The sequence below is a fragment of the Paraglaciecola arctica BSs20135 genome (assembly GCF_000314995.1).
GTDB classification, from domain to species: Bacteria; Pseudomonadota; Gammaproteobacteria; order Enterobacterales; family Alteromonadaceae; genus Paraglaciecola; species Paraglaciecola arctica.
The window spans coordinates 251,378-276,533 of sequence record NZ_BAEO01000027.1 but is presented as its reverse complement, the minus strand read 5'-3'; the positions used below and the strand labels follow the sequence as shown (position 1 = coordinate 276,533).

9 protein-coding genes and 2 pseudogenes are annotated in these 25,156 nt (G+C 38.7%); 8 read left to right on the top strand and 3 right to left on the bottom strand.

The window, feature by feature from the left end; genetic code table 11:
- Positions 1-24: 24 nt before the first annotated feature.
- Complete coding sequence (locus tag GARC_RS10395; RefSeq protein ID WP_007619623.1) at positions 25-237, top strand: hypothetical protein; 213 nt, start codon at positions 25-27, stop codon at positions 235-237.
- 160 nt (positions 238-397) lie between these two features.
- Here the strand turns inward: GARC_RS10395 and GARC_RS27815 are convergent.
- A pseudogene (locus GARC_RS27815) lies at positions 398-598 on the bottom strand (IS30 family transposase); the annotation flags it as partial.
- Positions 599-1,176: 578 nt separating this feature from the next.
- Here GARC_RS27815 and GARC_RS27270 point away from each other — a divergent pair.
- A pseudogene (locus GARC_RS27270) lies at positions 1,177-1,950 on the top strand (choice-of-anchor E domain-containing protein).
- Between the two features lie 380 nt (positions 1,951-2,330).
- Positions 2,331-2,627, top strand: a complete 297-nt coding sequence (locus GARC_RS10385) for a DUF6559 family protein (RefSeq protein WP_039989299.1) — start codon at positions 2,331-2,333, stop codon at positions 2,625-2,627.
- 257 nt (positions 2,628-2,884) lie between these two features.
- Here the strand turns inward: GARC_RS10385 and GARC_RS25915 are convergent, their stop codons facing one another.
- Entirely contained in the window at positions 2,885-7,024 is a 4,140-nt protein-coding gene (locus GARC_RS25915) for a two-component regulator propeller domain-containing protein (protein WP_007619618.1), read from the bottom strand.
- Positions 7,025-7,624: 600 nt separating this feature from the next.
- Here GARC_RS25915 and GARC_RS10375 point away from each other — a divergent pair.
- The 5 genes from GARC_RS10375 (at position 7,625) to GARC_RS10355 (ending at position 22,812) form a co-directional block, all read left to right on the top strand.
- Complete coding sequence (locus GARC_RS10375; RefSeq protein ID WP_007619616.1) at positions 7,625-8,140, top strand: hypothetical protein; 516 nt, start codon at positions 7,625-7,627, stop codon at positions 8,138-8,140.
- Between the two features lie 127 nt (positions 8,141-8,267).
- Positions 8,268-9,122, top strand: coding sequence for a delta-class carbonic anhydrase (locus GARC_RS10370; protein WP_007619614.1), 855 nt, complete (start codon positions 8,268-8,270; stop codon positions 9,120-9,122).
- A gap of 73 nt (positions 9,123-9,195) precedes the next feature.
- Entirely contained in the window at positions 9,196-10,095 is a 900-nt protein-coding gene (locus GARC_RS10365; protein ID WP_007619613.1) for a delta-class carbonic anhydrase, read from the top strand.
- Positions 10,096-10,268: 173 nt separating this feature from the next.
- On the top strand, positions 10,269-18,626 hold the full coding sequence (locus GARC_RS10360; RefSeq protein WP_007619612.1) for an SdrD B-like domain-containing protein: 8,358 nt from the start codon (positions 10,269-10,271) through the stop codon (positions 18,624-18,626).
- Positions 18,619-22,812, top strand: coding sequence for an OmpA family protein (locus GARC_RS10355; RefSeq protein WP_007619611.1), 4,194 nt, complete (start codon positions 18,619-18,621; stop codon positions 22,810-22,812). Before GARC_RS10360 ends, GARC_RS10355 begins: the two co-directional genes overlap by 8 nt.
- Before the next feature lie 131 nt (positions 22,813-22,943).
- Here the strand turns inward: GARC_RS10355 and pdsS are convergent, their stop codons facing one another.
- A complete protein-coding gene (gene pdsS, locus GARC_RS10350; RefSeq protein WP_039989337.1) occupies positions 22,944-25,133 on the bottom strand; it encodes a proteobacterial dedicated sortase system histidine kinase in 2,190 nt (729 codons plus the stop codon).
- Positions 25,134-25,156 lie beyond the last annotated feature (23 nt).

Sequence of the window (25,156 nt, the reverse complement as noted above, 5' to 3'; positions counted from 1 at the left end):
GTCAAAAAACCATAGAGGTTAAACATGCAGAAAACCCCAAAAGAATCGAATTTTTTCCTCTCCAAATATTTAAGCAAAGTCGAAATGTTTGGTTGGGGACTGTGTATTTTTTCGATGCTTACAATCATCTTTGCCAAACAACTTTCACCCGAAACTGAAGCTTATGCATGGATAGGCGCAATAATAGGTGCAGGTATCATAGGTTGGGGAATGGCACGTAAACACAAACAAGGCTAGATCTATACCTAAGCCTAAGAGAAGTGGCTCGGTATTATTCTTTAAACCTGTTTCCTTGTTAAGAATACTCTGGTTTAATATTTCATCCGTCTATTACAATAGTTCGTTTTGAAATTTTATTGATTTTTTGCTAATGCATCACAAACTATTAATTCCCCCTCAATGTCAGGTTAGTTTTCCGTTCTACAATAATAACCAATGCACCACTGTGGCCTTTGCCAATAATCAGCTCAATTTCCCAATCACCAATTCGACTTATATCATCAACAACGTGCGGGCGCTCATCAATACTTATGCGCTTCTTAATAAACCCTCTGCCAGCTTGTTTATCCTTACTACGTGATTGATAAACTTTACCTTTAGTTGTTTGGCTATTTTATTTTGGCTCATACCTATTTTACTTAAAGTATAAATCCGGCATCGTGGTTCATAGGTCAGTTGTTTATATATATTCATTGGTGCACATCTTGCCGGAGAAAAAGCGATTAGCATATATTCAGCTGACCGCTTTTTCTACCCTTTCAAGTTATGCACTTATTATTTGAATCCAAGCGCCTTAAAAAATCGATTCCATTCTATTTAGAGCGTTTTTGATAAAAAACTGCCCGATTCAGATAAGCATTAGAGCTATTTTTCTCCTATCATAAAAACCTAAATTTAATGAAGAACCAAATCATACTTCGGTGTTTATTGGTTACACCAATTCCGGTATGGATACAAAACCCTAATTAAAGAGTAGGGCCAATGTTTCATAAACACCATGTTAAAAGGTTAGGTTGATATTAGAAAAAGAATGGTCAACGTAGTGCATATTCCGCAAGGTAGATAAGGACAAATGTATTCAAAAACAATCTAAATATTAAGTATTTACCACTTGCTGAAATCAAGTGCAAAAAGCCAAAAACCACTAAAAAAAAGAGGTAAACAATATGGTGCAATTTGTACCATCAGCAGTTCTCGCACACCATCAAATTAAAAATATATAAAGGAAGTATTTTGAAAAAATTATTTATCACAAGTCTGTTACTTGCAAGCACAAACTCATTTGCAGGGCTTGTTTCTCAAGAAGTTAGCTTCGGAAATCAGGGAAGCACAAATGATGTTGAAATTGGTTTCTTAAATGAAACGCTATCAATTAACTCATTTGATACTGCCCTTGGCACGTTAACTGGTGTCGGCATCACAGTATTTGGTCAAATGAATAGCGAAGGCTCTTAGCAAAACACAAGTATTGCTAACGGACGAGCTGATGTTGGTATTTCTATATTCCAAGATTGGAAAGTTAGTACTAGCGTAGCAGATGACTTTATATTTCGCTCATCGACAGAGACCAACCCTTTTTTAAGTGACTCAAGTGCTTTACCGGGGACGTTTAACCTAATTACAAATACTGTTGACGACACTTTCAACTATAGCTTATCAAGTGGAGAAATTAGCTCAGCCTTAACAAATGTTGATTTTTCAGCATTCACTTTAGGCAATGATATTGAATTTAATTTTTCGGGTTTTGCACAAACAATTATTACTAATAACGTTGACTCTGGGACTGGTTTTTTTAGAAATTCATTTCAAACCGGTTCATGGGGTAAAGTTGCAGTAAATTATACCTATGAACCTGATGCTACGACCGCTGTACCAGAGCCTTCTACATTTGCCATTTTTGCATTAGGCCTTATGGGATTATCAGCACGTAGATTTAAAAAACAATCTTAATTTTTAGAATATTTCGAACTTAAATTGGTTAACAATTTTTAATGAGAGACCAATAGTATTTTTACTTTTGGTCTTTTTTTAATTTAGTGCTTTCATTCTCCAACTGAAATTACTCCATTGCATTTACAAAGTACTTAAAAAACAGACACCATTCTATTTAGAGCGCTTTTGATAAAAAAACGCCCGATTCAGATAAGCTTTAGAGTTATTTTTTTCCTATCATACGCACCGAAATTTAGTGTTGGGATTCATCAGCAACATCAATAGTATTTAGATGGTTTAATGAATAACCAAATCATACCCCGGTGATTATTGGTTACACCCATTCCGGTAACAACAAAGAATTAAGTGCAGAATCTTAACTCAAAGGAAAGCAGCCTATGTTCAACAAATTTGCCATAAAACGGTATGTTAAAAAGTTACGTCCATTATTAGAAAAAGAGTATGGGCAACGTAGTACATATTCAGCAAGTCAAATAAGGACGACCGTATTCAAAAAGAACTTCAATGCTAAGTATTTACCACTTGCTTACATTATGTGTCTCAAAAAGGAAGAAACTCAATTGGTATTATCTGTGGAATTCCCTGATTTGTGTGTCTCTGCTTTTAAAGAGACTATAAATAATTTGGTTGATTCAGCAGAAATCACGCAGTGTTTCAATACTTTATCCTCCTAATCATAAGAATATCATTAGGGTAAAATAAACTCTCTTGCTAGCTGTTTATGCTAATCCGCATAAGTATTTGCTTACACTTACTGGTTAAAACTAACAATGGCTACGTTGCTTTCAATCGCAATAGCTCGCCATTACTCAATCAAGCGTCTTGCTCTTGTTAGTTTTTCCTGCGCAATCATTGATCACCTATTTATACGCAATGGTATTATTGCTATTTTAAGCATTACACAATAATTATAAATGTGAATATATCTGGTTCATTGGTTTCTCGTAACAATGAGTTCCCGTTGAACCTGTTTGGGGGGGTTCTGAAACTTATCTTTAAAGCATTTCGAAAAATGTGCCAAGGTTGTAAAACCACAAGATAATGATATTTGCAAAATACTGTCGCCAGATTTTAGCATCTCATAAGCACACTGCAGTCGGTATTCTCGGATTATATCTTTGGGCTTTTGTGACAAATAAAGTTCTGCTTTTCGCCTCAACGTTCTTTCATCCATAGCCAATAATTCTGAAAGCTTCTTTACATTAAATTCAGGGTCGGGAAAATGTACTTTTAAAAAGCCCTGAGTCCGTTGAATAAAACGATTGCGCGTGTCATCTTTTGACAGCTCTACTTGAAAGCGACTGGATGCTGATTCTGTAATCTTGTTTCTTGTTTCAGTTGATGAATCTAATAAATTAGCTATTTTTAATTTTAATATTTCGCCGCTAAAAGGCTTACTTAAATAGTCTGTTGCCCCAGCCTGTAATCCTTGTTTTTGGCTTAACATATCATTTTTAGCAGTGAGCAAAATAATCGGAATTTTATTATAAGGCTTATTGCTTTGCCTGATAAATTGGCATAACTCAAACCCATCCATTAGCGGCATCATAACATCGGATAAAATCAAATCGGGTTGAAAGTCATCAATAAGTTCAACAGCTTCTTTACCATTGTGTACACTTAATACTTGATAGCTTGATGCTAATAACTGCACCAGAAATTGGTTTATTTCCAAATTATCTTCAACAATAAGCAGTCTTCTTTTATCTTGATTTGGAGCTGTGTTTGTTTGCAAACTCGCTGCTATTTCATTTTCAACTAATGTTTGGTCGATATTAAAAATCAGATCAATTGGCAGCGAAACAATAAACTGAACCAAGTTGGGCTGGGAATTATCCAAAGTTAACGTACCTTGATAGGACTCAGTTAGCTCTCTACTAGACGCAAGTCCTATTCCTTGACCTTCAGATTTATAATGATGTTCTAGGCGGTAAAATTTTTCGAAAATAGAGTCTTCGAATTCTGCGGGAATATTAGTTCCAATATTAGTGACTTTAATAATGCAAAAAGGATTTTCTAGCATACAGATGATTTTAATTTCACTTGAACTGTCTGCATATTTGATTGCATTAGAAACAAGATTACTCAGGATTGTCTCTAATACTTGAGTCTCAATAATCAGCTCTGCATTTGTTTTGCAATCAAGCACAATAGTCAGGTCTCTTTCTGATGCAAAAGTAGAAAAATTATTAATGACTTGTTTACCAATATGAGACAGTGCAACGATTGATTTTATCGCAGTCGACTTTTCATTATTGGCAAGAGACAACAACTGTTCTACAAGGTTTAACAAACGTTGCCCATTATGTTTGATATTGCTGATTTTTTTATTATTTTCAACACTTAATTCGGCATTGGATATTGTTTCTAAAGCGTTAAAAATCAGGGTTAATGGGGTTTTTAATTCATGTGATATATTTTCAATAAAATGCTGTTTTTCTTTAGTACGTGCTTCAACTTTACTTTCTAATTGCGCATTGAGCTGTCTTTCAAAAATCAATTTATGTCGTTGCGAACGAATATAAACAAAAACTACAATCAGTAAAATCAATCCATACAAGCTATATGCCCACCATGTTTTCCATGGCGGTGGTAATACCATTATTTGCAGTGAAGCTCCTTGTTCATTCCAATAACCGTCTGAATTGCTCGCTTTTACTCTAAAGGTATATTCACCAAAAGGTAAATTAGTATAAGTTGCTCTACGATTTTTATAATCAGTATTTACCCAATCTTTATCCCAACCCACTAGCTTATAGGCAAATTTATTCTTTTTAGTGTTTCTATAGTGTAGTGCCGAGAATTCAAACGTAATTATATTGTCTCGATGGGTCAATATTATAGATTTAGTCGCATGTATTGCTTTGGTTAAGCTAAAGTTGGTATTTTTTTCGATTATTTGATTATCTGGAGTTTGGCTATTTATTGTTTGGGAAGCGGTTGCGGCAATAGGCACTGACTGATTCAATAATAACATATTGGTTATTACGACTTTGGGCGGTTGTTTATCGTCCTTACTATTTCCAGGAAAGAATCGATTTAAGCCATTTATTCCACCAAAGAATAATTCTCCGGTTTTACTTTTAAAAGATGCACCAACATTAAATTCGTTACTTTGCAGGCCATCACTTACATTATAGTTCTTAAATGTTTCAGTCTTAGGCTCCATACGTGACAGCCCCAAATTAGTGCTTACCCATATATACCCTTGCTTATCTTCCTCAGTACTATAAATAACATTGTCAGGTAAGCCATTGACTTTATTGTAGGTTTTGAATTTGTTTAATCTTGTATCAAACATGTTTAGGCCATTATAGGTACCCACCCAGATATTACCGCGGCTATCTTCTGTAAGAGTTGAAACAGCATCATTACTTAAACTATTTGAGTCATTGGCTTTATGACGGTAGTGGGTAAACTGTTCAGTTTTTGGATTAAAATGATTGAGTCCTTTAGATGTGCCAAACCAAAGGTTACCTTGGCTGTCTTCTAGCATGCTCATAACAGAGTCACTGCTTAAGCTATTCGTATCATCGTCTTGATGACGATAGTGGCTAAACTCCTTGTTTGTGGTATTAAAATGATTGACGCCACTATAAGTGCCAATCCAAAGATTACCATGGCTGTCTTTTATCATGCTCAAGACAACGTCGTGACTTAAACTATTCGAGTCATTAATCTGATGGCTATAATGGGTAAATTGTTTGTTTTTTATATTAAAATGATTAACGCCTTTATTCGTTCCAATCCAAATATTGCCATCTCTACCCTCTATTACACTCGCAACAATGTCATGACTTAAACTATTAAGGTTATTGGCTTGATGACGGTAATGGGTAACCTGGTTGTTTTTTGAGTCAAAATGATTGAGCCCCCCGGTTTGTGTTCCAACCCAAAGATCACCTTGACTATCTTCTAAAATGCTAAAAACATTGTTATGACTTAAACTATTGAAGTCATTGGTTCGGTGACTGTAATGGGTAAATGGTCCATTGTTTATATTAAAATGATTGACTCCCCCACCCACTGTTCCAATCCAAATATTACCTTGGTTATCTTCTGTAAGATTGATGACAGCGTCATGACTTAAACTATTGGGGTTGTTACTCTGATGGTGATACTGAGTAAACTGCTTACTTTTTGAATTAAAATAACTAAGTCCTCCACCGAATGTGCCAACCCAAATATTGCCTTGGCTATCTTCAATAGCTGTATAAACGGAATCATTATTCAAACTATTAGGATCATTTTTTTGATGACGGTAATGGGTAAACTGGCCATTTTTTGTATTAAAATAATTAAGGCCACCACCCCGAGTTCCAATCCAAAGATTATCTTTGGAATCCTCTACAATGCTAAAAACATTGTTATGGCTTAAACTGTTTAAGTCATTAGGATTATGATGATACGAAGTAAACTGTTCATTTTTAATATTAAAATAATTAAGGCCATTACCCGTTCCAATCCAAAGATTGTCGTGATGATCTTCAACAATAGTCATGACATTGTCATGACTTAAACTTGTTGAGTCATTTTCCTGGTGACGGTAATGAGTAAACTCATGGTTTTTGGTATTAAAAAAATTAAGGCCACCGCCCACGGTTCCAATCCAAAGATTGCCTTGGTTATCTTCTATTAAGCTATAAATAAAATCATGGCTTAGACTGTTAATATTGTCAGATTGATGACGATAATGAGTAAACAGTTCAGTTTGGGTATTAAAAAAATTAAGCCCTCCCCCACGCGTCCCAATCCAAAGGTTGCCTTGGCTGTCTTCTACAATTTTTGTAATGTAATTGTGGGAAAGTGAATTGTTATCATTTAAATCGTGTTTAAAAACTTTAAAACTATAACCATCATATCTAGCCAATCCAGTTTCGGTACCAAACCACATAAAACCAGTGCTATCTTGAAGAATAGTAAGCACACTATTTTGAGGTAAACCATCCTCAATACTAAGGTGCTGAAAGCGAATAGTCGTTTCTTTTGAAAATGAGGTTGAAGAATATAGTAGTGCTAAAATTAAGGCTGAAAGAGAGATGGCAAACTGTATTAATATCTTCTTAAACAAGGAAAGAACCTTATAAACAAAAAATTATTTAGTCTACTTAAATTCGTGAAGAATAAAAATAGGGCAACATTTAAAGGCATCTCACCAGTATCGACCATTTGGGCGGCTAACCCATTGAACTGGCAACTTAAGCACCAATTGACATCAGTTTCTGTACCTACCCAAATAATGCCATCACTATATCGAAAGATGGTTACACATTTGAGTGATTTAATCCCTGCAGTTGAACCAAGTGATCAATAGAAACTACCAGGCAAGATTGTGAATTAAATAAAACATACAAAAGCAAAACCTAGTAATAGTTCCTTTTATTATTTTTGATGGCATTTTAAACAGTTTATTCATCGCTTTTATTAATACGTCATGATTGTCGTATTCCAGACAATGATCCTGAAGTTATTTTCATAAAATACCAAAACCACATTTAAGCCACCTAAAACGATAATTCCAGCCTATTTAGACCGTTTTTGATAAAAAAACGCCCGATACAGATAAACGTCTGAGCTGTTTTTTACCCTATCATACCTCCTGATTATAATCTCGGAATTCATCTGTGATGCCATAAACGAGATATCAACTAGTTAAGGAAGGAATAAATAAATGAATAATAAAATGTTATTAGTTGTAGGTGTTTTAGGCACCTTAATAACAGCCCCCGTATTTGCATCAAATGATGCAGGTCATGGTGACCCAAAACATATCCCTGGTGTTTTTATCGGCTATACCCATGCTGATGGCGAATCAGAATTCTCTTATGGTATTGAATATGAATATAAATTCTCAAAGCAATGGGGCGCGGGTTTAGTTTATGAAAAAACCGACGAGGCTCATCATGGTGCCGGTATTGATATTACTCTTGCAGCCGTTTATTTACATCCATGGAAAGAGTTACGAATTGGTTTAGGCATAGGCCAAGAAAAAGTGGGGAGTTATACCGACAATAGCGATATTGAACACCCTCATTATCATAGTAGCCATAAAGAAGATGTGGTTCGCGCATCATTTAGTTATGACTTTCACGTAGGCAACATTGGTGTTGCTCCCACAATAGCATTTGATTTTGTTGATGGCGAAACAGCCACTGTTTTTGGTGTGGCATTTGTAAAACCTTTTTAAGCCCTAATTAAACCACAAAACAACTTTAGCTCTTGATTTATAAAAGTTATTTATTGTCTCGTGGTGTTTTTACTCCAAGTTATAGTGTTGTAAATGCTATATCAAATACGTAACTAAGGAATGATGAATGAATAATAAAATGTTTTTAGCCGCCAGTGTTTTCACTGCACTTGCCACATCGGCAGCGTTTGCGTCATCGGATGATGCTGTTTCAGATGATGAAATTGCACATCAAAGAGCTGAATTAGCAACCAACACAGATGGTAAAGGTTTTGGCCCTCAATCTCCTCGCGATATTGCTCTTGCCTTGGGGGAGAACGCTATTTTATTTGATACCGCACCTTTGGTAGAAGATATGAACCTTTGTAATATTCATTTTCATGAAAACGCCGAACATAAAGGTGGTGAATTCACTGAATATGCTGGTAACGGTGATGGACATGGTTATCACAGTGGCTACAAGTATATAGGCGCGCTAACAGAAACTGAACTTACAGCAACGGCTGAAGAAACTTGTCCAAGTTCGCACGGTTCTTTAGAGCCTGGTGCAACCATTGAAGTTCATTATGTACATTCCACCTCACAGGTTGATCCAGGAACAACTTTAGGAGCGTGTTTCAATGACGCTATCGGGAATCCACAACTAAGAGTAGAAACTCAGGTGTATGTTCTTGTGAATGATGCTGATGCCCTTGACTTTACTACTCTAACTGCTCATGAAAAAACTACGGGTAAAAACCAAGCAATGAATATCCCGACTAACACTGGCACCCCGATCCAATACGCCGGCTCAACAACAGGCCCTGGTTACAATGAGGAAGGTTCTCCATACCAAGTAACTTGGAGTGTCAGACCTCAAGTTGCCAAAGTAAATATTGAAAGTGTGGGCACCTGGTGTCAGGGAAATGTCTTTGAAGAAGATCATGCACACGGTGTAAGAAACTTAGTTCAAAACCCTAACTTACTCTCAGAAATCAACTAACTGTTTCATATGGTTTTAGGTTGATTTCAAAGAAAGTGAACGGTTTGTGGTAATAAAATTTGGAGTAGAATGTATGAAAAAGAAATTACTGATTGGTCTTTTAGGATTCAGTGTACTTGGTCTGAGTGCGTGTAATTCAGACTCTGATAAAGAAGTTATAGTTGAAGAAGAAGTCGTAGAAGAAGAGCATTCTGATGCTGTTGCAGATGAAATTATTGCGGATCAGAGAGCTGCGCTAGAAGCCAATACAACTGACAAAGGATTTGGCCCTCAATCACCACGTTTTATAGATGATATTAATGGTGATAATGCCATTTCATTTACCGCAACACTTTCAGCAGAAGATATGAACCTTTGTAATATTCATTTTCATGAAAACGCTGAACATCAAGGTGGAGAATTCACTGAATATGCCGGTAATGGCGACGGTCATGGCTATGGCAGCGGTTATCAGTATTCAGGGCAATTATCTGAAAGTGAACTTGCATCGACGGCTGAAGAAGTTTGTCCTAGTGATCACGGCTCTTTGGAACCTGGCGCAACAATAGAAGTGCACTATGTCCATTCTACAGCGCAAGTAGACCCAGGCCCAACTTTAGGTGCGTGTTTTAATGATGCAATCAAGAACCCACAATTAAAAGTAGAAACTCAAGTGTATGTACTTGTAAATGACGCAGACGCCCTCGATTTTGCTGATTTAACAGCATACGCAAAAACCACAGGAAAAAATCAAGTATTAAATATTCCTGATGACACAGGTGTTCCTGTTTCATATACAGGCTCAACAACAGGACCTGGATATAATGAAGAAGGCTCACCTTATCAAGTAAGCTGGAGTGTCAGACCTCTAGTTGCCAAGGTTAATATTGAAAGTGTTGGTCAATGGTGTAAGGGAAATGTCTTTGAAGAAGACCATGCCCACGGCGTTAGAAACTTAGTACAAAATCCTAAATTGCTTTCGCAAATTAATTAACTACCTCTATTAGATTATAAATTGCATTCGAAACACTCCTGAACAGCAGTGTTTCGAAACTTTTTATTTTTATATCAATGTTTTACAAAATTCATTTTTTTAATCAAATCAAATGAATCGTCACTAGAAGTATAAAAAATAACAATATCTTTTAACCAACATATTGGTGATCCATGATTAAAAAAATCTTATCATTGTCAGCATTAATGCTGCTCTCGTTTTCAGCAACTGCCGTTGATGTACAAATATCAACATTAACCGACTCGCCTGATCCCGCTCCCCGTGGTGGAGAGATCACCTATGCCATCGCATTATTAAACGCCCATAATGACACCGCAGTTAATGTCACTTTAGCGACTCCTTTGCCAGCATCAACAAGTTTTGTATCGGTGGATGATACTGACTGTTCTCATGATGGCGGCACTCCAGGTATAGTAACGTGTAGTTTTGGCGATTTTGTTGGATCAGTAGTAACCAACGTCAACTTAGTGGTAAAAACAAGCGTTGGGACGGGTAATACCATAGCGTTAACAACTACAGTTACCACAGACTCAACAGATAGTGATACTAGTAATAATAATGAGACACAAAACACCACTATTGGTAATGGCGCTGACTTAAATATTGTACAAACAAGTAACCCTAGTGCGGTATCAGCGGGCGCACTCTATAATTACACGTTAAATATTAATAATATTGGCCCTGATCATTCCAACACAATCACAGTAACTGATACGTTACCCACTGGTATTAGTTATGTGTCTGCTAATGGTTCAGGCTGGAGTTGTAGCAACTCAGGACAAACAGTTACTTGTAATAGAAGCAACATTGACAGTGGGGACAGCGCACCAGCAATCACACTTAATGTAAAAGTGACTGGCGCCATAACAGGTACAGTGACTAACTTAGCAGAGGTCAGCACAACAAACCCAACGGTAAATGACCCTTATTTAAGTAATAACACTTCTTCAGCAAATACTGTCATATCTGAAGGCACAGATTTAAGCATCACTAAAACGGTAGCTAGCCCAGTTGTTGGCGGTGCCACTACCAGCTTTACCCTAAGACCAAGAAACCTTGGCCCTTTTAACGCTGATAATGTTGTCGTTACAGATGCCTTACCCGCAGGATTCGACAACCCAAGTTTCTCAGCTTCTGGTTGGACATGTACTTCGACACTAAATGTAACGACAACAGTAGAGTGTACTCGCACTTCTTATAACGTTGGAGAAACCGACGATATTGTGATTACCACTGACGTCCCCACTTCGGGCACAGGTATCGTTAACAATGCCGGTATTACTAGCGACACAAGCGATCCTATTCCTGCGAATAATGACGATGATGTTACCTTTAACGTTGTGCCAGATGGTGCAGATTTAGCAATAACCAAAGTAAAAACACCTAATCCGGTTGCATTAGGTGAATCAATGAACAGTAGAATTCGAGTGCATAACTATGGTCCACAGACCACAACAGGTACAGTTACTGTGGTTGATAGTTTAAGTCCGAACGAAACCTATAATGGCACATTCACAGGTAATAATTGGACTTGTACCCACCCTACCCCTGGAACACTTGGTGGCGATGTCACTTGTGAATATAGTTTGCAGCTCATCAACGGTGCAGATAGCTCTTACCTTGATATAGTAACTGTAGCAACAAATGCCGGTTCATTAACAAATACCGCCTGTGCACGCGATATTGGCGGGCAATCTGATCCTGTTCCTGGTAATCACTGTACTGACGGCACGGCAAACAGCACAACCGACATAGCTGATTTAGCCATTACTAAAACAGTGGCTACTACTGGCGGAGTTAATGATGTATTAGAAGTGGGCGAAAGCACCATAACTTATGTATTAACCGTATCAAATACTGGCAAGGATATTGTTGATACGGGCACTGATAACGGTGTAGTTATTCAGGATACTATTCCAGGGTTTGTTAATGGTGAAACACTGGTAACTGCAAATATTACTGGAGGCTCACAACAAAATTTCACCTGTGGTATATCAAACGCAACGGTACAATGTGTATTAAATGATAATGAAACTTTTGGTGGTACTACTGGTACCGGTGCTGACACGGTCATAATTACCATTACCACTGCACGTGGCTTATACGATGGTACTTTTACTAATACCGCCAGCGTATATTCTCAAATTTTAGGTGAACAAAACACAGCAAATAATACTGCCAGTGTTGGCATAACAATTGACCCTATTGCCGATGTTGAAATGACAACCTTATCAATTTCACCTGACAATACCGAAGCAGGTACAGAAAGCACTTATGTTTTAAGTTTTAAAAATAATGGCCCTTCTAGTGCGGCTAATGTTGTGGTAACACACGAGTTCACACCCGACAGCTCAAGAACTTATGAATTAATATCAACAAACCCTTCGAAAGGAAGTTGTTCAGCGTTAGCTGGTAATACTTTAACTTGTAATATTGGCACCTTGACAAGGAATGAAACCGAAACCATCACCTTGAAAGTGCGTCCTGGTTGGGATGGAGCAAATACGCCGTGGACATTAGTGAATAAATCTTCTATCGCAACAGATACTGATGAAAGCATACCTGTTACGAACAATAGCCAAACAGCTGATCTTAATGTAATAAAAGCGGACCTCGATTTATTAGTTAATAACACCGATGTGTCAGATCCTGTGGGCTGGGCGTTAGCCCCGGGGGCATTTCCTGGAAGTTTAAATAATATTATTATTTATGAAATTGAAATGACCAATCAGGGGCCATCCCTTGCTACAGGCGTAAAATTAACTGACGTTATGACACCTAAAGCAGGGAAACAAATCACTTTTTTATGTGACGACGCTAGCAGCGCAGGCTGTACAGTAGACACTTCAATTTGTAATAACACCAATACCTCAGCAACAGGTGCCGCAACAATAACAACTGTCTGCTCTTTGCCTGACGATATCCCAGCTAACACCACAACGACCCGTTATTTATACTTCAAAGCGGATACCAATACAGCTCCCGATGCAACTGGTGATACTCATTCTAATTTAGCAACAATCAGTTCAAATGAAGATGATCTAATTCCAACTAATGATAGCGAAGGTGAAACAACCTCCCTTCGTGCACTGGTTGATCTTGCGGTCACAAAAGCCCCTTCCAAAGCTTCCGTCTCAATCAATGAACCCTTTAATTGGGATATTGTTGTTACCAATAACGGCCCAGGAGACAGTGCAGACTCGGCTTTATCCGATAATTTACCTGCAGGAATGCAGCTAACAAGCCCCCCTGTACCAAGTCAAGGCAACTGTACTGGTATTGCTGGCGACAATAGCTTTACGTGTGATTTGAATACTATAGTTAGTGGCGCTAACACAACAGTAACCGTCCCCGTTAAAGTCACAGCGATGCCCGGAGGCGGGAGTACATCAAACACCGCAACAATTAGCTCCTTTGGTGTTGATTCAGATGATAGTAATGACAGTGATACAGGCACGGTAACAGTAACTGAATCGTCTATCGCTGGTACTGTTTATAACGATCAAGATGACGATGGTTCAATTGATGCTTCTGAGCACGGCATAGCTACCGTTACTATGAAATTAACAGGCATAGATAATTGGGGTAATACGATTAATGAAACTGTTGTAACGGATGCGAATGGTGATTATATATTTGACCATTTACCAACCAGTGATGCTAATGGTTACACGGTGACAGAAACTCACCCAGCAAATTTTGATGATGGCTTAGAAAACCTTAATGGCACTATCGACAATAGTAGTCGAATCACAGATGTTATTGCCGCGATCACATTACCTACCAACACAGACATCATCAATTATGACTTTGGTGAACTTGGCAAAGCCAGTTTACAAGGTAGTGTTTGGTATGACGCTAATAACGATGGCATTAAAGATGTTGCTGAAACAACCGCTATTGCCAATACACTGATTACACTCACAGGCACAGAAACGGTTAGTGGTAAGGCTGTTAATTTTACTAACACCACCGATGTAAATGGTGAGTATCAATTTACCAATCTAACTGCTGGCACTTACATTATTACCGAAACGCAACCAACAACATGGAGCGATGGTAGTGAACAGTTAGGGGATAAGGGTGGCAATAAAGCAACTAATGATACTTTTTCAGCAATCACCTTAACGGCTAATCAGTCTGGTACGGGTTACAACTTTGGTGAGCAAGGGGGCAGCATATCAGGGTATGTTTATCGTGATCCTAACGATAATGGCATATTCGACAACGGTGAAGCAGCGATTAGTAATGTTCAAGTGACTTTGACAGGTACTGATAATAACGGCTTTACTATTAACCTAACCAGCACCACCGATACCAATGGTTTTTATAAAATTTTAGGCTTGCCTGCATCAGACGCTACTGGCTATACCCTAACTGAAACACAACCTAGCTTAATCTTCGATGGTAAAGATACCGTCGGCACTATAGCCGCAGCATCAGTAGGTACGTTAGCTAACGATGTTATTTCGGCCATTGTTCTTCCCGTGAATGGTGAAGGGATTGATTATAACTTCGGTGAAGGGGGCGATATCGCCTCAAGTATTTCGGGCACTGTTTTTATCGATCTCAATGATGACGGCATAAATGATGCCGATGAAGCGATCATTGAAAATGTAACAATCACCCTGACCGGCACTAATAGCTTAGGTGTGACCATTAATAAAACACAAACAACCAATGTTGTTGGTCAATACAGTTTTAATAACTTAGCACCAAGCAATGCCAATGGTTATACCATTACGGAAGCTCAACCTACTAATTTTGAAGATGGCCTAGATAGCAAGCAAGGACAAGTATTGGTAAATAGCCGTACTAGTGATGTTATCAGTAAAGTCATCTTAGGGATTGATGAGCACTTACCCAATAATAACTTTGCCGAGTTATACCCAAACAAAATTTCAGGTACCGTTTTTATTGATACCAACGATGATGGTATTCAAACCAGTGATGAACTAGGTATTGAAGGTGTATCTATAACATTAACGGGCACTGACAACTTAAATAGAGTGATTAGTAAAACCTTGTTAACGGATGAGAATGGCGATTACAGCTTTACTAATTTGCCTGAAAACTCAGTGACTGGTTACACCATTACCGAAAGTCACCCTAGCAAATTTGAAGATGGTTTAGACAGTAAGCTTGAACAAGTAATTATTGATAGCCGTACTAGTGACGTTATCGACATGCTTACGTTAAAAAGCAACGAGCATTTAACCGAAAATAATTTTGCCGAACTCTATTCAGGTAAAATTTCAGGTACGGTCTTTATTGATGGAAATAATGATGGCTCGCAAGCAACAGATGAGCTTGGTATTGAAAATGTTAGTTTAACGCTCACAGGTACAGACTACTTAAATAGAGCAGTTAGTGAAACGCTAGTCACTAACGCCAATGGTGAATATACCTTCACACATCTACCTGCAAGTGATGTAAATGGCTATACAGTAACTGAAGCGCAACCTAGTAACTATGTTGATGGCTTAGATAGCAAGCTTGGACAAGTCATTGTTAATAGCCGAACCACAGATGTAGTTGAAATGCTCGTCTTAGCAGATCATCAGCATTTAACCGCTAATGATTTTGCAGAATTAGAGCTCGGTAAAATATCAGGCAGCGTTTATATTGATGCCAATGATGACGGTGTAAAAGATAGCGCAGAAACCGGTATTGAAGGTGTTACGGTAACATTGACAGGAGTTGATTTCACCGGCACTAGCGTTACTAGTGTATTAACCACTGATGAGCAAGGTGATTATTCTTTCGATAATTTGTTACCGAGCGACGAAAATGGCTATCAAATCACAGAAAACCAACCCGAAGAACTGTTAGATGGGTTAGAAAGCATAGATAGTATTGTTATCGCAGGCAGTCGTTTTAATGATGCAATAACCTCTATTGTACTTGCAACTAACCAAGAGCTTGATAACTATAATTTTGGAGAGCTTGATACCGCCTCTCTTTCAGGCACAGTGTGGGTGGATGAAAATGACAATGGCATCATAGATGATGATGAAGCTATGCGTATTGCTAATGTCACCATTACCTTATCTGGTATTGAATCTCATGTGGCAGTAGGTGGAACACCACAAGAGGTTACTGCAACCACAGTCACAGATGAAAATGGTGACTATAGCTTTACAATGCTCAGTGCTGGTGAATACAGTATTACTCAAGAACATCCTAGTGCATGGATGGACGGTAAAGATCACTTAGGTACATTGTCAGGTGAGTTAGGCAATGATCTCATTGAAGCCATTAAACTTAATGCTGGACAAAACGGCACGGATTATAACTTTGGTGAGCGCGGTAGTGATTTACAAGGCGTCATTTATAACGATTTAAACAATAATGCCCAAAGAGAGCCCAATGAAGCGGGTATTCCAGAAGTAGAAATGACACTTACGGGTACAGATAGTAATGGTCAACCCGTTAACCGGATCACGCACACCCTAGTTGATGGCCAATATCTTTTCGAACATTTACCTTTACCTAATGCTGAAGGTTATCAAGTACATGAAACCCAACCTGAACAAGTGGATGACGGTAAAGATTCATTAGGTAGCCACGGCGGCACCCTTGAAAATGACCTTATCAGTGAGATCATCTTTACCACTCACTTTACGCATGCGACAGAATATAATTTCGGAGAGTTAATTAGAGATCCTGCACGTATTAGCGGCATGGTTTGGCTTGATAGTAACCATAACCGCAGTGAAGATGATGGTAATGGCCTTGAAGGCTGGACAGTGCAGCTAATTGATAGCCGTGACAATGAAAAAGACAATCTCAATGTTATCCCTATTGCTACTGTTATTACGGGTAAAGATGGCACTTATTTATTTGATGGCTTACCACCGGGTGAATATGAAGTAAGGTTTATTCATCCTCAAGGTGGCGTTATTTACGGTTACCCTGTATCTGACGAACCGGGTGTTGATTTAGCCGCAGGTACAATTCGTAAGTTAATACTTGAGGCTGGCGAACATATTGACGAACAGAACCTTCCAATAGATCCATCAGGTGTGGTCTATGATAGTGAAACTCGTGAAACCGTTGCTGGAGCGACAGTGACGCTTGTCGCTCCCCCAGGATTTGACCCTGATCGTGACCTAATTGGCGGCCAAGACAATATGTCGCAAATTACCGGTGATGATGGTTTATACCAATTCTTATTCTTCACTTCAGCACCTAGCGGCGTATATCGCTTAACAGTTACTGAACCTATGGGTTATTTACCGGGCATTTCTACTCAAATTCCGGCCTGTATTAATACCCCTAATATATTGAGCAGCCCTAGCCCTGCCCTCGTTCAACTTAATGATACTCCGCCACAGATTGGTGCTGTCATTCATGATGTTAATAACTGTGGCACAAGCTCTGCTGACTTTAAGCAAGGTGAAAATAGCACACAGTATTATTTAAGCTTTACTATTAATCCGCAATTGCCATCAGCGAATGTACTCAATAATCATATTCCTGTTGATCCTATGAATGGTGAAATGTTGGGTGTTGTTAAAAGCACACCAACAACAAATGCAACTCGCGGTGATTTAGTGCCTTACAGCATTACGGTAACCAATAATCTTGAACGTCAGCTCAATAATATTGCAGTGGTTGATCAACTACCGCCAGGGTTTAAGTATGTACTAGGCTCGGCAAAAATTGATGGCATGACACTTGAACCAGAGGTTAATAATCGCCAACTGATTTGGAATAACATTGATTTTGATGTCTTAGCACAACACAGCTTTACTTTAATGACTGTCATTGGTGCTGGCGTTGGCGAAGGCGAATATATAAACCAAGCGTGGGGGCAAGCAGGCGATTTATCACGAATAATTACTAATGTTGCCAATGCAACGGTTCGAATAGTGCCAGACCCTCTTTTTGATTGTTCCGATATTATCGGTAAGGTGTTTAATGATAAAAATATCAACGGCTATCAAGACAAAGATGAAATGGGCCTACCTGCCGTTAGAATTGCTACCGCACAAGGTTTACTGGTAACAACCGACAAAGATGGTCGATATCATATTGCCTGTGCCGAGGTACCTAATTCACTGCGAGGATCGAACTTTATATTAAAAGTTGATGAACGTACGCTACCTTCAGGTTTCAGAATTAGCACTGAAAATCCAAGAGTAGTTCGCCTTACTCGCGGTAAATTAGTTAAAGCAAACTTTGGCGCAACCATACATAGAGTGGTGCGTATTCAACTTAATGCCATGGCATTTGATGGCAATACTCTGCTCGCAGAACACCAAGAAGCATTAAACAAAACCATACAAGCACTGCAATTGAAACCATCAATTTTACGTTTAGCCTACCAACAAGATGATGAAACAGAAGAAGTTGTTTCAGAGCGTATTGAACAGCTCACTGAAAAAATTGAGCTGCAATGGCAAGACTGTGATTGCCAATATGAATTAATTATTGAGCAAGAAATAACCCTAGCAGGTGATGATTTGGAGTTATTAAATCAAACAGGGAGCGCTAATCATGAATAATTTCAATGCAACAAAAAACAGTTCCTTTAAGAAAAATATTATTGCCACGGCTATAACCTTAGTGGTGGCCTATAACACTAGCGTTTATGCTACACAGCAAAATACTAACCAAAAATGTCTTGATGAAAGTGCTTGTAGCTCTAGAGATAATGAGGGAAAAATTGCAGACGATGGTAGCTATTTTAATAGTAGAGTTTTAGAAGATACTGAAAAATTATTAGCGAACAACAATTGGACTTTTCACGGCTTAACGCCTGTGGCTGTCAGTCAAACAGTAGTTCCGTTAATTGAAAATAAATCATTAACACTTGATGATATTCCTCACCTAAATTTTGCCTCGGGCAAGCACTTTATTACGGGTAAAGCTCAAGAAAGTTTAGATAAGGTTATTGCGCAATTAGCAGGTAAACAGAATGTGCGTTTACATTTTGTTGGCCATACTGATAACCAACAATTAAGCAGCCGAGCGAAAAAAATATATCAATCGAATGCTGGCCTTTCTGATTTTAGAGCATCCATTATTGCGAAATACTTTCAGCAACAATTAGCTCTAGAGAACAGTGCCATAACGACTGAAGGAAAAGGCAGTTCGTCGCCAATTGCCGCCAATGATACCTTGGCAGGTATGGAGAAAAACCGTAGGGTTGAGCTTTTCGCTTGGTACGATGACGAAGTGAAACCAGCTGTGATGACTGAAAATTCAGATTTTCTTCGCCATGATGTTTGCCAATTAACCAAAGTAGCGGCTGCCCCTTTTGTTGTTACCGTTGACGGTAAACCTATGGTTGCAGAGCAGTCAGCAAATGATGCAGATCATCAACGCTGTACTGATATTGCGTTAGACAATGCTAATGTTCAATTACACTATGATAATTTAAAAATCCAAGCAGCCCTTAACGTGACATCTGTGGTTCGTCATCATAACAATGGTGATAATGACGATAGCATTACTGTTGATTTTCAAGGGTATAGTAATTATTCAAGCTTTATCCACAAAGCAGAAGTTCGCATTTTCAGCAACAATAAATCAGTGCAAAGTGAGCCTGCTTTTATTATTAGTTTAGACAAAAATAATCGAGCAAAATGGCAAAGTGAACAGCCATTGTCAACACTAAGCTCAGATGAACCCTTACATTATCGTTTAAGAGTGTACAACGATAATGGTCAATTTGATGAAACCCAAACCTTTACACTAAACCTTAGCCAACAAACTAATGCTGAATTACCAGTGAAACAAGCGCTACTCGCTGGTTATGGTGACAGCCATTTAAGCATACAGAATATAAAACTTAGTGGTGGTACCTTAACGGTTAATGGCGACAATGTACCTAGTGATCATTCGGTCTATTTCTTAGGCAAAAAATTGCCCGTAAATGATCAACAACAATTTGTTGTTGAACAGATTATTCCTTCGGGCGTTCACAATGTTGAAGTGGCCGTTTTGAATGAACAAGGCAATGGTCAGCTATTTCAACGCCACCTTGAATTAAAAACGAATGATTGGTTTTATGTTGGTATGGCTGATCTTACTTTAGGCAAAAACTCTACTAGCGGGCCTATTGAATTAGTTACTGGTGATCTACAGCATTTTAATGGTGATTTATTTGTTGATGGACGACTCGCTTTTTATGCAAAAGGTAAGTGGAAAGATACTTATACCATTACAACTAGCCTTGATAGCCAAGAAGAACCTCTTGAAGATCTGTTTTCTAATTTGAATAAAAAGGATCCAAGCAGTTTATTACGCCGCCTTGAAGAAGAAAACCATTACGCTGTTTACGGTGATGATTCTACAGTAGTTGAAGATGCGCCAACACAGGGGCGCTTTTATGCCAAAATCAACGATGATAAATCTCATTTAATGTGGGGTAATTTCATCGCTGATATTAAAGACACTGAATTTTCACGTATCGAGCGTGGTTTATATGGTGCCAGTCTTGATTGGAACAGCGAAGACTTAAGCCAATTTGGTGAAAGAGTAGCTAATGTAAAAGTCTTCGCGGCAGAAGCAGGCACCAGTGCTGCTTATGAAGAATTACGGGGTACAGGTGGTTCTCTTTATTATTTACAAAATCAAGATATCACTCAAGGTTCAGAGCGAGTAACTATTGAAGTAAGAGACAAAGACTCCGATCTTGTTATTAGTTCAACTCCCCTAGCCGCAGGGCAAGACTATGACGTAGATGCTTTGCAAGGTCGAATATTACTAACCAAACCATTAGCCTCTATTAGTAGTGATAATTTAGTTGTCCGTACGGGCGGTTTATCAGGTCATCCAACTTACATAGTGGTTAATTATGAATATACGCCAGGCTTCGAAGAACTCGATGATTTAAGCATTGGTGGTCGTGCAAGTTATTGGCTCAATGACAATTTAAAAGTAGCCATAACAGCTAGTAAAGAAGATCTGGGCGTAGAGGATCATCAATTAGCAGGAGTCGATTTAACTTATCGATTTACAGCACAAAGTTATCTTAAACTAGAAACCGCACAAACCCAGGGACAAGGCATTTCTGGGGCAAACTCTAATAATGGTGGTTTTAATTTTACTGACATTTCTTTAGATAATTCGGCGAATACCTCATTCAATGACAAAGCTAATGCTTATCGCATAGAAAGCGCGTTTATTTTTAGCGACCTAGGTTTTGCAGAAGATACAGATAATGCATTGCAAAGCCGAGGCAATCTTTATTGGCAACAACGTCAACAAGGGTTTTCAGGGATCGGGCAGTTTAGTCAATATGATACAGAGCAAGCAGGTGTGCAGATCCAACTCCCTGTAACCGAAAATACCGAAACCAGTTTACGCTTAGATACACGAGATGAAGACGGCGGTATTGATAAGTTAAGTGCAGAATTAAATGTTACTCAGCATCTCAGTGAACAGTGGCAACTGAGCGCTGGCTTACGTGTTGAAGACAGTGAAACTGCAACACAACAAACTCAAAATACCGGTAAAAGAACCGATCTTGCAGTGCAGCTTGATTACCAAAACTCATCTAAATGGGGAGTATACGGTTTTGTGCAAGGAACACCCCAGCATGATGAGTCTAAACTAGCCAATAACCGCATTGGATTGGGTGGTCAATATCAAGTCAGCGATGCAGCTTCTCTACTTGGTGAAGTATCAGAAGGAAATCAAGGTTTTGGCGCAAGAATAGGTACCGATTATCAATACAATGACGGCAGTAATATCTATCTAAACTATGAATTAGACCCTGATAGGACAGATAATGGATTGGCTGGAAGAAATGGCCAATTAGTGAGTGGTGTACGTCATCGTTTCACTGATGCAGTTAATGTTTATGGCGAAGAAAGATATCAGCATGGCAGCAGTGGTGTTGGTTTGACTCATGCTTATGGTATTGAGTTTCTTCCAAGTGAACGTTGGACTTTAGGTTTAAGTTATGAAAATGGTGAGTTAGAAGGTACTGGACAAGGAACAATCAAACGTAATTCAATTGCATTAAATGCAGGCTTTGCAAAGCAAAGTTTTAAATATAGTAGCGCATTAGAATATCGTAAAGATGAACAGAATGAGGAGCAACGTGACTCCTACTTAATACGTAATAATATGTCCTATAAAATGAATCCTGACTGGCGTGCCCAGCTACGCATTGACTTTGCTATTAGCAACTCAAGCAGTGAGGACCAATTGAATAGTGATTACACTGAGGCATTGTTAGGTTTTGCCTATCGCCCAATTGATAATGACAAGTTCAATGCATTAGCTACATATAATTATTTATATGACTTGGCACCTGCAGAGCAGTTTACTAACAGTGGTCAACAATATGATTACCAGCAACGTAGTCATGTATTTGCTTTTGATGGTAATTATGACTTAACCGCAAAGTGGACTATAGGGGCAAAATTTGCACATAAGTTTGGTGAAATTCGTCAAGGACGAGAAGAGGGAGAGTGGTTTGACAGTACAACAAATTTATATGTTGTAAGAGCTGATTGGCATGTTATTCGCCATTGGGATTTTCTTGTCGAAGCAAGATTATTAGACGTTAAAACTGCACAAGATAAACGCAAAGGTTTTTTGACTGCGATCCATCGTCATTTTGGCCAAAATCTTAAAGTTGGTATTGGCTATAACTTTACTGACTTCAGTGATGATTTAACTAACCTAAATTATGATGCTAAGGGTTGGTTTATCAATATTATTGGCAAAATTTAACTCCCCCTAAATTAAATAATATAAACAGTGGGGTCACTTCAGACACGAGTTGGTGTTAGGGGTGACTTTACTGAATTATCTAATCTGAGTTCGGGATTGCTAACAACAACCTTATCAAGGTCATCTTCACACTAACCCTTAAACACTAAGGTCACTACTACACCGGATTTATCTTTAAGATTATCTATTCTGATATCACCTTGGTGATATTGGGCTATGATTTTTGCAATATATAAACCTAAACCTAAGTGAGGTTGCTCGGTGTTTTGTTGCTTACGCACTGAGACCATAGAATCAAGTAATTGGTGCTGCATATTCTCTGGTAACAAGCTGCCTTGGTTAACTATAGTGAGCACATAACCTTGATCGCTATTGACCATTTGTAAATTAATTTCAGAATTGTTTTCACTGAATTCGACCGCATTGGCAATGATTTTATCTAACATCTGGGCGAATAATTCAGGCGCCCCGTGAAAAGTCGAATTAGACACCGACACTTGCACACTAAATTTTCGATCCCCGTAAGCTAAACGGTAACCAGCAACACAGCCTTGCAATAATTCTTCTAAATCAAATGTCTCGCGATCACTACTTTGGATCGCTTGCTCTAATCGTGTTGCTTCACTCATATTGGAGAGTATTTTACTTAACCGAGTAATACCTTGTTTGGCACGATCCACATATTGTTTTTTCTCAGGGTTTTGTTCTTCTAATAACAAAATGTCTAAGGAGGAATTAACTATGGCTACTGGGGTACGTAATTCATGAGACAAACGAGAAGCCATATTCTCTAAATAAGTATTGTATTGACTCAGTCGACTTAACACATGGGTAAAGGTACGGGATAAATCACCTATTTCGTCGCGAGTAGTGGAAGGCACAATATCGCCAATAATTTTGCCTTGTTGATCTATTGCACTTTCGGCTTCATTTCTAAGCTTACGAATACGCCAAGAGATACGTGAAGCCATTAAAAATAGTGCCACTGTACTGATTAAAATGACCAGTAAAATATAATGAAATTGCTGTTCAAGGGCTTTATTTCTGAGGGTACGAATACCATTAGTGGTTTGTTCTACTACCACAGCCCCCATTACCGTTTCGTCAATATAAATTGGGTGAGCGGCCGACATAATCACCGCTTTATTATCCGAACTCAAGCGCCATAAAGAACTTGGTGTACCATTTAATGCTTGGCTTATATCTTGGCCTTGTAAGGCAAATGCATCGCGCAAGTCATCCACAAAGTCAGCAGGTGGCTTTGTCAGAATATGATAATACAGAGGTAGCAACCAGTTGCTTTCTATATATTTCCACCAGCTGTTTGGGCTTTGTGGCTTAGCCTCGTTACCAAAGCCGAGATGTGAATTATGCTGCGTTCCACTTTGTACTCCAGATGCTCTTTGAATATTGCCCGAACGAGCAAGAACACGCATATGTTTATCCACTACCCATACTCTAGCGTTTGAGTATTTAAGCCCTTTGAGAATTTTTTCTATTTCAGGTGATGGCACTAGCACTGTGCCCAGAGAATCCAATTGAGACGGATTGGCTGTGCCCATTATGTGTTCCACTGCCCTAGTTTGTGGATCGTCAACATCGACAATAGCAAAGGCAATTTTGCTCGACATCATGGCCAAGGGAAAGCGTAATTCGAGTTGATAACCTTTTGAGGTGTTACGCCATTGCCCCTGAATTCTGGTTTCTAATCTTTCTGGTTGTAGGGAGTCTAAGTCATCTTTTAGCAAGTAGGCGTTCACCCAACCTGCGTGTGAGGGGGCAATGATATAACGCTGAAACAAACCGTTCTGGTCTGTCATGGCTATTTGTAAATGATCATTCTTATCGATACGCAAACTATTTTGTGGTCTGAGTAGTACCTTGTTATCTGTGACATCAAACATGGCATACAAGAATCTATCGTATTGCCCCACCATATGAGTAAAGTGCAAACTGTCTAATTGATAATCTTGAATAGGATCAATTAGGTTTTGTTCGCCGTAGGCAATAGCTAAATGCCGATAATCTTGCCAATCGTCTAACTTGCCATCTAATTGAATAGGGTAAGCAATTTTATGGGCATATAAATCTGTACCAGGTTTAACGTCAGTCAAATAGGCCGATTGACTATCAAACAAAGCGGGTCTTTCATGTAAGGCTGTAGCTACGGCTCTAGCCGTACCCACCATAGTTTGTTCTTGGCCGATACGCAGATAAGTTTCCATCTCCCACACATATTGATAACCCAACCAAGGAATGGCCAGCAAAAACGACGAGAAAAAAAGTAGTTTAAGGCGCAGGCTAAATCGCAGTCGGCTCAACAACTTGCTACCCACAATATTAA

What these genes read in the sequence shown, in the direction of transcription:
- GARC_RS10395 (WP_007619623.1), top strand. Translation starts at nt 25, where the DNA reads ATGCAGAAAACCCCAAAAGAATCGAATTTTTTCCTCTCCAAATATTTA.
- GARC_RS10385 (WP_039989299.1), top strand. Translation starts at nt 2,331, where the DNA reads ATGTTCAACAAATTTGCCATAAAACGGTATGTTAAAAAGTTACGTCCA.
- GARC_RS10375 (WP_007619616.1), top strand. Translation starts at nt 7,625, where the DNA reads ATGAATAATAAAATGTTATTAGTTGTAGGTGTTTTAGGCACCTTAATA.
- GARC_RS10370 (WP_007619614.1), top strand. Translation starts at nt 8,268, where the DNA reads ATGAATAATAAAATGTTTTTAGCCGCCAGTGTTTTCACTGCACTTGCC.
- GARC_RS10365 (WP_007619613.1), top strand. Translation starts at nt 9,196, where the DNA reads ATGAAAAAGAAATTACTGATTGGTCTTTTAGGATTCAGTGTACTTGGT.
- GARC_RS10360 (WP_007619612.1), top strand. Translation starts at nt 10,269, where the DNA reads ATGATTAAAAAAATCTTATCATTGTCAGCATTAATGCTGCTCTCGTTT.
- GARC_RS10355 (WP_007619611.1), top strand. Translation starts at nt 18,619, where the DNA reads ATGAATAATTTCAATGCAACAAAAAACAGTTCCTTTAAGAAAAATATT.